The 10,715-nt window shown below is 65.9% G+C and carries 13 protein-coding genes and 1 pseudogene; 5 read left to right on the top strand and 9 right to left on the bottom strand.

Annotation, left to right across the window (positions count from 1 at the left end):
* Positions 1–200: pseudogene (locus tag CCR94_RS25105) on the top strand (hypothetical protein); the annotation flags it as partial.
* Positions 201–267: 67 nt separating this feature from the next.
* On the opposite strand, the gene dksA reads toward CCR94_RS25105, so the two are convergent.
* Positions 268–687, bottom strand: coding sequence for an RNA polymerase-binding protein DksA (gene dksA, locus CCR94_RS13440; protein WP_104508351.1), 420 nt, complete (start codon positions 685–687; stop codon positions 268–270).
* Between the two features lie 93 nt (positions 688–780).
* Positions 781–1,050 carry a hypothetical protein gene (locus CCR94_RS13435; RefSeq protein WP_104508350.1) on the bottom strand — a complete coding sequence of 90 codons (270 nt, stop codon included), beginning with the start codon at positions 1,048–1,050 and terminating at the stop codon, positions 781–783.
* Between the two features lie 275 nt (positions 1,051–1,325).
* Between CCR94_RS13435 and CCR94_RS13430 the strand changes: the two genes are divergently transcribed.
* Positions 1,326–1,817, top strand: coding sequence for a hypothetical protein (locus CCR94_RS13430; protein ID WP_146089996.1), 492 nt, complete (start codon positions 1,326–1,328; stop codon positions 1,815–1,817).
* 1 nt (position 1,818) lies between these two features.
* Here the strand turns inward: CCR94_RS13430 and CCR94_RS13425 are convergent, their stop codons facing one another.
* From CCR94_RS13425 to CCR94_RS25100, 4 genes are all read right to left on the bottom strand, one after another.
* Positions 1,819–2,679: an RNA methyltransferase gene (locus CCR94_RS13425; protein WP_104508348.1), complete on the bottom strand. Its 861-nt coding sequence runs from the start codon at positions 2,677–2,679 to the stop codon at positions 1,819–1,821.
* A gap of 209 nt (positions 2,680–2,888) precedes the next feature.
* The gene (gene draG, locus CCR94_RS13420) at positions 2,889–3,767 is read right to left on the bottom strand and encodes an ADP-ribosyl-[dinitrogen reductase] hydrolase (protein WP_104508347.1); all 879 of its coding nucleotides are present in this window, start codon (positions 3,765–3,767) and stop codon (positions 2,889–2,891) included.
* A complete protein-coding gene (locus CCR94_RS13415) occupies positions 3,764–4,546 on the bottom strand; it encodes an NAD(+)--dinitrogen-reductase ADP-D-ribosyltransferase (protein ID WP_104508346.1) in 783 nt (260 codons plus the stop codon). Before CCR94_RS13415 ends, draG begins: the two co-directional genes overlap by 4 nt.
* Positions 4,547–4,613: 67 nt before the next feature.
* A complete protein-coding gene (locus CCR94_RS25100) occupies positions 4,614–5,075 on the bottom strand; it encodes a response regulator (protein WP_158254756.1) in 462 nt (153 codons plus the stop codon).
* A gap of 546 nt (positions 5,076–5,621) precedes the next feature.
* Between CCR94_RS25100 and CCR94_RS13405 the strand changes: the two genes are divergently transcribed.
* Positions 5,622–6,047: an HIT family protein gene (locus CCR94_RS13405; RefSeq protein ID WP_104508344.1), complete on the top strand. Its 426-nt coding sequence runs from the start codon at positions 5,622–5,624 to the stop codon at positions 6,045–6,047.
* Between the two features lie 55 nt (positions 6,048–6,102).
* On the opposite strand, the gene CCR94_RS13400 is transcribed toward CCR94_RS13405, so the two are convergent.
* Entirely contained in the window at positions 6,103–6,753 is a 651-nt protein-coding gene (locus tag CCR94_RS13400) for an aldolase (protein WP_104508343.1), read from the bottom strand.
* A gap of 191 nt (positions 6,754–6,944) precedes the next feature.
* Between CCR94_RS13400 and CCR94_RS13395 the strand changes: the two genes are divergently transcribed.
* Together CCR94_RS13395 and CCR94_RS13390 are read left to right on the top strand one after the other, a co-directional pair.
* Positions 6,945–8,213, top strand: a complete 1,269-nt coding sequence (locus tag CCR94_RS13395) for a DUF2336 domain-containing protein (protein ID WP_104508342.1) — start codon at positions 6,945–6,947, stop codon at positions 8,211–8,213.
* A 228-nt stretch (positions 8,214–8,441) separates the two neighbouring features.
* Entirely contained in the window at positions 8,442–8,921 is a 480-nt protein-coding gene (locus CCR94_RS13390; RefSeq protein ID WP_104508341.1) for a cache domain-containing protein, read from the top strand.
* A 148-nt stretch (positions 8,922–9,069) separates the two neighbouring features.
* Here CCR94_RS13390 and CCR94_RS13385 read toward each other — a convergent pair whose 3' ends face one another.
* Both CCR94_RS13385 and CCR94_RS13380 read right to left on the bottom strand, forming a co-directional pair.
* A complete protein-coding gene (locus CCR94_RS13385) occupies positions 9,070–9,672 on the bottom strand; it encodes an NUDIX domain-containing protein (protein WP_104508340.1) in 603 nt (200 codons plus the stop codon).
* A 2-nt stretch (positions 9,673–9,674) separates the two neighbouring features.
* Complete coding sequence (locus CCR94_RS13380; RefSeq protein ID WP_104508339.1) at positions 9,675–10,466, bottom strand: NAD kinase; 792 nt, start codon at positions 10,464–10,466, stop codon at positions 9,675–9,677.
* Positions 10,467–10,715: the final 249 nt, after the last annotated feature.

Genomic DNA, 10,715 nt, shown 5'->3' with positions numbered 1-10,715 from the left:
CTCTGGCGGAGCCGCGGGCGCCGGATGCGGCGAACGATCTGTTCGCGCCGCTGCCCGGTCAGGCCGAATCCGCGCCGCATCAGCCCGCGCCGTCACCGTTCCCGGCGCACAAGCCGCGCTCGGAGGCCGAGACGCTGGAATCGCTTGAGGAGGAAATGGCCAAGCTGCTGGGCCGTCCGCCCCACAACAACAAGCCCTGAGACCGGAACAAAAAACGCCGCCGCGGAGATGAACCCGCGGCGGCGTTGTTTTTGTCGTCGCTCAGCGTCAATCGTCGCGATAGACGCGCTCGCGGCGTTCGTGGCGCTCCTGGGCCTCGATCGAAAGGGTGGCGATCGGCCTTGCGTCGAGCCGCTTGAGCGAAATGGGGTCGCCGGTCTCCTCGCAATAGCCGTAGCTGCCATCGTCGATGCGGGTGAGCGCCGACTCGATCTTGGCGATCAGCTTGCGCTGGCGGTCGCGGGCGCGCAATTCGATGGCGCGATCGGTTTCAGATGAGGCGCGGTCGGCGATATCGGCGTGATTCTCGCTTTCGGCCTGAAGCGCGGCGAGCGTTTCGCGCGCTTCCTGCAAGATTTCTTCCTTCCACTTGAGCAGTTTTCTGCGGAAATATTCCTTCTGACGATCGTTCATGAACGGCTCGTCTTCGGACGGGCGGTAATTCTCCGCTGCAATGTCCGCGGCCATGCTAGCAATCTCCCAAACCCAAGGCGCGGCCTATATATATCGCGGTGTCCGCCGCGACAATCCAGAGCGGCGCCGGCGGCCCGGAAAAATGGTCTAGCAGCTTTCGACGCGCGCCTCGGAAAAACCAGGGCAGGAATCGAAACGCAGGGTCATGCGCGCGCCGGGCTGGGCCAGGATCGACAGCCGCAATCGCGGCAGGTCGCCGCCGCGCTCAAGTCCGACCGTCCAGCCGGGTTCGTCGTCGTCGAGGACGATGGCGCTCGCCGGCAGCGGCGCTTCCGTCCTGAACATCGGCGCGAGCAGGGCAAGCAGCCGACTTTCGTGGGCTCGCGTCGGAATGTTCACGCCAAATTTGTTGATCATCGCCCGCACTCCAGATGCCGCCCCTTTGGCCAACCTTGTAAAAATTTCGGCCAATGTGGTTAACGTTCGGTTTGCATGTTTAGCATTGGCGCGATGTGTGTAAAGATTACGGCAATAAAAAAACCGGACGCGGCCAGGATTTTTTTACGTAAGGTTGCGTTCGCGCAACGGCGCTGACGTAATGGAACAATAGGGACGCCAAGTCATGGAGAAGCCGGCCTTTGGGGCGGCGTCCTCGAACCATTCACGGAAACAATGTTTTGGCGGAGTGGATCATGCGCGCGACTTTTGAACAGAACGCCGAATTTATCACGCTGGCGTCGCGGGAAGCGCGCGACGAGGCGCAGCGCCTGCTGGCGCGGCTGGAAATCCTGATCTCCGGCCTGGCCGCCAAGGACTCGGGCGCCGGCCTTGAACTGCGCCGCGCGGCGGTGGAGTTTCTGGTCGCCGCCGGGGATCAGGCCGCCCTGCGCGGCGAGGGGCGGCTCGCGGTGGTCCCGCCGTCGCGCCCCTCCGACCGCGTGTCCGACCGTCCTTCGGACCGACTCGGCGAACTCGAATCGACCATTCTCGAAATCTTCGAGGACGAGGAGGGCCTGCATGTCGACGCCATTTTCGAACTGCTCGGCGTCCTCGGCGTAGAAATTACAAAGGGAAATCTCTCTGTAAAATTACACCGGATGATCAAGGCGGGGCGGCTGATCTCCACGGCGCGGGGCTGCTACGGCCTGTCGTCGATGGAGCGCGCGCGCCGCATGGCGAGCTGACCTAATCCTCTGTCTCGACCTCTTGCGGCTTTGTCTCGGCCAAGGGGTTTGGCGGCTTGATCCACTTGCGGGTCTGGATGGTCGTGCGCGGCCCCTCCACCAGACGGACCACGGCGCCCCAGAGCGTGCGCACGTCCTGCTGTGTCAGGCTCATGCGGTGGAACATGTTGCGCATGTTGCGCTGCATGATCGGCTTCTTGGTCTCCGGTTTGAAGAAGTCCGAGCGCTCCAGATGGCCTTCGAGGAATTCGAAAAACGACAGCGTCATGGCGTGCTGGGCGGGGGGAGAGCGTTCTTCCAGAGCAAACGGCAGGGCGCCGCCCTCGCGGGCTTTAAAATATTCGTAACCGCACAACAAAACCGCCTGCGCCAGATTGAGCGAGCCATAGGCGGGATTGACGGGGAAAGTGAGGATGGCGTTGGCGAGCGCGACATCGTCATTGTCGAGGCCGGTGCGTTCCGGGCCGAACAGGATGCCGTGTTTTTCGCCTGACAGTGTGGCGCGGGCGCATTCCGGCATGGCGGCGGCGGGGGTTTCGACGCGCTTGTACTGGCCGCGCTCGCGCGCGGTCGTGACCCAGACGAAGTTCAGGTCGGCGATGGCGTCCGCCGTGGTTTCGTAAACTTTGGCCTGCTCCAGCAGATGCACGGCGCCGGCGGCGGCGGCATAAGCCCCTTTTCGCCGGGCGCCGGTGCGCGGCCAGCCCTCGCGCGGGCTGACGAGGCGCAGGTCGGACAGGCCGAAATTGGCCATGGCGCGCGCGCACATGCCGATGTTCACGGCGAGTTGGGGGCGGACGAGGATGATGGACGGCCCGCCCTCGAACAGGGGTTTGGTGCGATCCGTGCCAGCTCCGACCAAGGTGTCCTCCCGAAAATGATCCGGCCGTAAGGGGCCGCCTCGGGGCCGTCATGGCCGGGCTTGTCCCGGTCCTCCACGCGGCGCCGCTGTGCGAGCTGGTGAAAGATATTGTCGGGCGGCTCGGCGGGATGCCCGGCGCAAGGCCGGGCATGACGTCCGCAGGTTGGCGGGTTTTAGGCGCGGGGGGTGGGGAAGGCAAGGACGACGCGTCAGCCGGCGCCGTCGCCCAGCGCGAGAAGTTGCGGCGTGATCGCGTAGATTTCCTCGCGCACGTCGCGCGACAGCCCCTTGACCCAGCGTTTCGGCAAGGCCTGCATGCCGTAATAGGCGCCGGCCAGCGCGCCGACCAGGGCGCCCGTCGTGTCGGCGTCGTCGCCGCGATTGACCACGCGGATCAAACAGTCCTCGAACGAGTCCGTCTCGAAGAAGCCGGCCAGAACCGTGCGCATGGTATCGACGACATAGGCCGTGGACGGGCCTTTGTAGGCGGTGAAGCGGAAGGCCTGATCCTGTTCGACCCATTCATCCGCCAAGCCTTTGAGCCGGGCCTTGTCGGGCGCGACCAGGGCGTGCTGGATCAGGCGGACGAACCAGACGCAGGCGGCGTCGGAGCGTTCGTGATGATGGGTGATGCGGCCCTGCGCCACCGCCCAGCCTTCGCCGGCGTCGGGCCGCTTAAGAGTCGCCAGCGCGATTGGCGTCACGCGCATGACCGCGCCATTGCCGGCGTCGCCTTCCGAGCGCTGCCCTTCCACCGTGCCATGCGTCATGAAGCGCCTGATGCCGCGCCGACAGGTGTTGCCGACGTCGAGCGGGCCGGAGCGCAGCCAGTCGGCGAAGTTTTGGGCGATGTCGTGGGCGTCGAAACCCTGCGTCTTGATCAGCGAGCGGGCCAGGGCGAGCGACATCTGGGTGTCGTCGGTGATCGCGCCCGGCTTGAGCTTGAGCCAGCCGCCGCCGACGATGTTTTTATGCACGCCATGGGTGGCGGCGATCTCGCGCTCCGTCATGAATTCGACGGTGGCGCCGAGCGCGTCGCCGATGGCGAAGCCGAGAAAGCTGGCGAGCGCGCGGTTTTCGATTGTCATGATTGCGGCGTTACCCAAAAATCGCCGCCGATGAGCAGCACCTCGCCCTCGCCCCGCAACGGGCGGATCGAAAGCAGGTTGTTGACGAAGACGATCTTGCTGACCGGCGCCCTTATGGCCACGATAATGTCGCCGAAACAGCCGGCGACATCCGGGTCGGTCGAGGTCGAGACGACATTGTTCAGCGAGACCAGGTTGCAGGCCCGGCGATGGAGGTGTGTCGCCTCGCACAGGTTGAGGCCGCGATAGAGCGTGATGTGGCTGCGCTCCTGGTGAATGAAGCGCCGCAGGATGTATTGGGTGAATTCGTAGAGCAGATCAAGCTGAGAATAAATGGAGTTGGAATGGAAGCGGCTGTCCATCTTCTCCTTGAGATAGGGCGTCCAGGCGCTCGGATCTTCGCGGACGAGCGGATATTTGTGATAGCTCGGCGCCAGCCCGAACCGGCTTTCGGCCCAGCCTTTCAGCACCGCGCCCTCGGCGCCGTTGGAGTCAAAGCCCCAGCCTTGCAGCAATTTCAGATAGCACGAGCGGAACGGCGTGCGCGCGCTCGACGGCGCCTGTTCGGCGTCGATGTGAAACAGCGCGTTCATGTAGAGCATGAAGGCGCGCTCGGCGTCGGCGAGCGTGGGGGAATCGTCCAGCATGGCGAACAGGTCGCGGTTGAAGGTGCGGACGTTGGTGATTTCGATGCGCGTGGCCGACGTGTTGAACTCGGGGCTGGACAGGAAATCCGCCGTGAATTCGATCAGGTTGGTCGGATGCGCGCGCTGCGTCATGGTCGGGCTCTGGCTCGCCTGTTCCTTATCGGCAGGAGCCGCCGTTTGTCCAGCGTTTTCGCGGCCTTCACGGATGCCGCGTCGCCGCGCCCGGCGAGTCGCCGTAGGACAGGATCGTCCGGGCGATGGCCAGCAATTCCTCATTGGTGTTGGGCTTGGAAAAGGCCGCGTCGGCGCCCTCGGACAGGGCGTTGTCGAGCACGTGGTTTTCCGTCGCCGTGGTCAGAACGATCGCCGGCACGCCGGTCAGGCGCATATCGTCGCGCAGGACGCTGAGGAAGCGTTCGCCGTTGACGACGGGCATGTTGAGATCGACGACGATAATGTCGGGCAGGTGGTTGAGCAGATCCTTGCACGCGACGTCGCCGAGCGCGTCCATGCCGTTTTCCGTATACGCGATCTCCAGATCGACCTGTTGCTCCAGAGCGGCCGTCTTGAGGGCGCGCTTGAGCAGAAAGGCGTCGTCGCGGTCGTCTTCCACGATCAGGACATGGCGGGAGCGGCGGTGTTCGGAAAATTCAGTCGGCATGGGCAATATCTGATCTTCGCGCGGGGGGGTGGGTTCCATTAACCCGTTGAAGGTGGGGTTTAAATGTCCGCTTTGTGGAGATAATGGGATTCGCTGGCGTACATGCGTCCGATCCTGGTCTGAACGGGGCGGGACTGGCGGACGAAAGCTTCGCTTTGGCCTTGGACGCCTTGTAGGGAAGCCTGCCTCACGGGCAACATGGCGGGCCGCGTCGCACCGGTCAATTCGCAATGCGCGCAAATGCCCGGCCGGGGGCGCGGCATAATGTCCGGACGGGGGCATCGCCCTGCGATCGAGGCCCCGACCCCCTCCTTTGGCGGTTGCGACGGGCTTGGAGGCAGGGGACTTGGGTGAACGAGTATAGTCGCTGTCAGGCCGGGAACTCCTTCTCCCCTTGCGGGAGAAGGGAACACGACCGCGCGCGCCTTTTCTTCATTCACCCGATTTCATTCACCCGATTGCCCTGGGCTTCGCGGCTTCCTCCCTTGACCGCGCCGCGCCGCTTGGGCAGTCTTCGCGCCGAAACGGAGGGGAAAGGACCCTGGCATGACGCTCGCTTATGATCCCGACAATATTTTCGCCAAGATTTTGCGTGGCGCCATTCCTTGCGTCAAAGTGTGGGAGGACGACAAAACCTTCGCCTTCATGGATGTGATGCCGCGCGCCGACGGCCATGTGCTGGTGATCTCCAAAGCCCCCGGCCGCAATATTTTCGACCTGGCGCCCGACGCTTTGTCCGACCTGATCCTGTGCGTGCAGAAAATCGCGCGCGCCGTGAAGGCGGGAACCGGCGCCGATGGCGTCACCATCCACCAGTTCAACGAACCGGCCGGCGGCCAGAGCGTGTTCCACATGCATTTCCATGTCATCCCGCGCTGGGAAGGCGTTCCGCTGCGCCCGCATGGCGGCGCCATGGCCGAGGCCGCCCTGCTGGAGCGCGATGCCGTGAAGATCCGCGCGGCGCTGGATTAAGGCGGCGGCCCCTCGCCCCCTGCCCTTTCCCGTAGACGCGGCGAGGGCATGAAACTCAACTGAAAATCCGCTCGGCCGCCTCCGCCAGCGCGGCGCTGTCCACCAGCGCGCCGCCAAAGCCGTCGCGCCGCGCTTGCTCCAACGTTTCCGCGCAACCGCGCGCATCCAGAATCGCCGGGGTTCCGGCGGCGGCGGCGGCGAACACGGTTTGGGCGCGGGCGGGCGCGAGGATCTCGGACTCTTCGTCCACGCCCAGCGCGCCCGCCAGCGCCGCGCCGTCCCATACCAGCCCGACCAGCCGGCGCGTCGCGCGCGCCATGCCGCCCAGCAAGAAAACCGCTTCGGGCAGGTCGGCGGCCGAGGCGAGAATGCGCGTCGCGCCGTCTTCCAGCGCGTTTTCCGCCTCGCGCACCGCCAGTTTGGCCCCGAGATGCTGCACGTCGCGGCCGCCGCAGGCCTGGGGCAGGATGATTCCATAGGGGGCCTGCGCCATCACCGTGTCGAGGTCGGACTCCGCGAGGCCCGAGGTCAGCGCGTGAATCCGCGCCAGCGCGCGCCGCCCGCGCTCGCGTAAAACCCCAAGCATTTCAGCCGCCTCTGGCGCCCCGCCCGCGCTCGCGTCAATGGCGACGGCCTCGGCGGCGCTGGCCAGGGCCTCGGCGAACAGCGCGGCGTCGCCGGCCGGAACGAGAAAAATCGATCGCATCGTCACCTCCGGGCGCCCTTCCGCGCGGGCGGGAGGGCCTGGATCCCTCCTTAGCATTCGCGGCGTGTTTCGCGAAAAGCCGGCGCCGCCTTTTTCGCGCGCCGAGACGCCCTGTTAAGCCAGTGTTTACCTAGATTTCGGATGATTCGTTAACCAGGCGGCGCCCCCGCCCGAGTCAGTCAGGTCCGCGCATGATCGTCCGTAAATTCATCCAATGGTCGCAGGGCGCCTCGGCGACCGCGCGCGCCAACGGCGTCGCCGCGCTGGCCCGCGCTTATCTTTACAGCGAAATGACCTTGGAAGACCGGCGCGAGGCGGAAAGCGCCTTCTTCGCCCTGCTCGACGATCCCTCGCCGCTGCCGCGCCACGCCATGGCGGAAGGATTCGCCGGCGCGCCCGACGCGCCGCCCGTCGTGATCCAGGGCCTCGCCCGCGACAGTTCGGAAATCTCCACCCTGGTGCTGGCGCGCTCGCCCCTGCTCGCCGACGCCGACCTGATGGATTGCGCCGTGGTCGGCGACGCCGCCGCTCAGGCCGCCATCGCGCTGCGCGCCGACCTTTCGCCCGCCGTCTGCGGCTCGCTGGCGGAAATCGCCGGACGCGAGGCCATCATCGCGCTGGCGGTGAACGAAACCGCCAATCTTCCCGATTTCGCTCTGCGCCGCATGGTCGAACGCTTCGGCGACGACGGGGAAGTGCGCGAGGCCCTGCTCGGACGCTCCTGGCTGCCCGCCGCCGTCCGCGCCGCCCTGGCCGACGCCGCCGCGCGCACGCTGTCCGCCTTCATCGTGTCGCGCCAATGGATCAGCACCGCGCGCGGCGAGCGCATCGCGCAGGAGTGCCGCGACCGCGCCACCACGATCATCTCCGCCGGCTGCGCCGCCTATTCCGAGGAAACCGCCGCGCTCGCCGCCTATCTGCGCGCGAGCAGCCAACTCACCCCCGCGCTGAGCCTGCGCGCGCTGCTGTGCGGCCAGAGCGGCCTGTTCGAGGCGTCGCTGGCGGAGTTGACCGGGCTGAGCGCCAAGCGCGTCGCCGGCCTGGCGCGCGAGCCCTGGTCCGACGCTTTCGCCGCCATCTACGCCAAAGCCGGGTTTCCCGCGGGCCTGCTGCTCGCCTTCCGCTCCACGCTGGCGGCGCTGGCGCGGATCAAGACCGACGGCGACGCCGACGAAGGCGCGCTGCGCCTGCCGCTGATCCAGGCGGTGCTGGCCGATTGCGAACAGGGCGACGCCGTCGCGCTGGCCAAGGTGATCTCGCTGCTGCGCCGCTTCGAACTCGACGCCGCCCGCGACAAGGGGCGGCGCGACGTCGCCCGCATCCAGGCCGAGGCCGCCGACGCGGAGCCCGTGGTGTTCGGCTTGCCCTCGACGCTGACGCCGCGCCTCGGCAAAGCGTCGGATGACGACGGGCTGCTGGTGGACCTCGCCGCGCTGGAGCGCGAACTGGTGGCCGCGTAAGTTTTACGCGGGCGTCACCTGCGGATCGCGGACGGCGGCGCCAAGAAACAGTTTCCTCAATGTTAATTAAGTCTCCCGGCGCCGCCGGCTCGCTCCATCTCGCGCTACACTCGCAGGCGTGGCGGCGAGAAGCGCCGACGCCGGCTCGCGGCCCGCGCCCGGTTGGCGCCCCGTCCGGACTTGTCGCCGCCCAAAAGGCAAAAACGACGCGATCACGGAGGAAATGACATGGGACGCAACACCATCATCTTCGCGGCGGCCGGCGCGGCCCTCGCGCTTGCGTCGGCGGCGTTCGCTCATCCGGCGGACAAATACATCGCCAAGGCCATGCTGATGACCGCCGCCGCCGAGGTGAGCGCCGACAGCAAGCAGGCGTTCGACCAGTTCAACCAGGGCAAGGGCAAATTCCTCACCGGCATGAACGGCAATATTTATGTGTTTTGCGTGCGCGCCGACAACGGGACATTCGTCGCGATGGGCAACACCAATGCGAAAGACCTGCTCGGCCAGGACGTGAGGACGCTGAAGGACGAGACGGGCAAGGCCTATGGTCAGGAAATTTACGCGGCTGGACGGAGGCCGGAAGGTGAGATCACCGAGGTCAGCTACCTTTTTGGCAGGCCGACCGACCCGAAGCCCGCCGCCAAGACCAGCTACGTGACGAGGGTGAATGACGATTTCACGTGCGGCGTCGGCTATTATAATTAGGCGACGCCGGGATCGCGCGCCTTGGGTCACGACCGCGCGCTGATTTTGCGCGCGGAAAATCCGCCTCGTTGGAGGATTTCCGCGCGAATTGTTTCCCCGGGGGCTTGGTTCGTCGTTGAACGCCGCCGCGTCCCGAGGAGACGCAAGGTCAACCTTGCATCAGCCCGGACGTCTTCAGCCAATAAAGCAGCACGAGCGTCTTGGCGTCGTGGATTTCGCCCCGCGCGGCTTGCGCCAGAACTTGCGAAAAATCCGCCTCGATCACCTCGATGTCCTCGCCCTCTTCCTCCAGGCCGCCGCCGGCGGCGACCCGCGCCCCAGGCGCGTAGGGCGCGACGAAGAAATAGAGCTTTTCCGTGGTGGCGGCGGGGCTGACGAACGCCTCGAACAGGAAGCGCGCCGCGCCGACTTCAAGTCCCATTTCCTCCAGCGATTCCCGGCGCATGCAGGCTTCCGGATCCTCGCCGGGATCGAGCGTGCCGGCGCAGGCCTCCAGCAGGCTGGGGCTGCGGTCGTTCATATGGGCGCCGAGCCGGAATTGCCGGATAAGCAGCACTTTGCCGCGCTCCGGATCGTAGGGCAGCACGGTCACGGCGTCGGGACGGCGGAACAGGCTGCGCTGGTGAGCCTCCCAGCGTCCGTCGGCGCGCTGCAACTGATAGGTGACGCCGGAATAGGAATATTTGTCGGAAACGAGGACGTTTTCTTCGAGGTCGCGCGGCAAAGGCGCCCTTTTTGGATTTTCGGTCATGATCAGTGCCTGAACTGTTCGCGCAAAATGCGCTCTTCCATGGAATGGCCGGGATCGTGCAGCAGCTCCAGACCGGTCGACTCGTCCATCGCGGCCGCCACCCGCACGATATCGCGGAACTCGGTATGATCGGCCACCGCCGACACCGGCCGTTTTTCCGGCTCCAGCACTTCGATGACCACCTCGGCCCTGTTGGACAGCAGCGCGCCGCGCCAGTGCCGGGGCCGGAAGGCGGACATCGGCGTCAGCGCCATCAGCGGCGCCTCGATCGGCAGGATCGGGCCGCCGGCGGACAGATTGTAGGCGGTGGAGCCCGCCGGCGTCGCCAGCAGCACGCCATCGGCGGTCAATTCCGAGAGACGACTCTGGCCATCGACGAAAATGCGCAGTTTCGCCGCCTGCGCGGACTGGCGCAGCAGCGACACTTCGTTGATCGCCCGCGCTTCCCTGGTTTCGCCGTTCATCGTTCGCGCCGACATTTTCAGCGGATGGATGATCGTGCTTTGCGCCTGGGCGAGCCGCTTGCGCAGGCCGGTCTCGCGGAACTCGTTCATCAGGAAGCCGACCGAGCCGCGGTTGAGGCCATAGATCGGCACGCCGCGCCCCATGAAGCGATGCAGGGTCTGCAACATCAGCCCGTCGCCGCCCAGGGCCACCACCACGTCGGCGTCCTCGGAATGGACGTCGCCATAGCGGCCGACCAGCCGCGCGCGGGCGTCCTCGGCCTCGGGCGCGCCCGAGGACAGGAAAAGGATTCGCTCGAACCGGCGTGTGCTGTGATGAGCCTCGGCCATTGCGAAAGCGCCGCCCCCATGCCTTGGGTCGAACGCCCCAATCGGGGCGAGGACCCGCGCGACAAATCGCCGCGCGATGGCTGAGAGCCTTAAAGCCCGAAACCGCGAAGGGCAAGCAATCTGGCGGCAAAACAGCCGTGCTCGCGGTTGCCGACGCGATTTGGGATAGTGCAATTCCGACGACGACAAATTCGATGCTTGTCGTTGACGAGGATCAAAAACATTGTGCCCACGATTTTCAATGCTAGA

The organism is Rhodoblastus sphagnicola, assembly GCF_002937075.1.
Classification (GTDB): domain Bacteria; phylum Pseudomonadota; class Alphaproteobacteria; order Rhizobiales; family Beijerinckiaceae; genus Rhodoblastus; species Rhodoblastus sphagnicola.
This window is presented reverse-complemented; position numbering and strand designations above follow the sequence as displayed.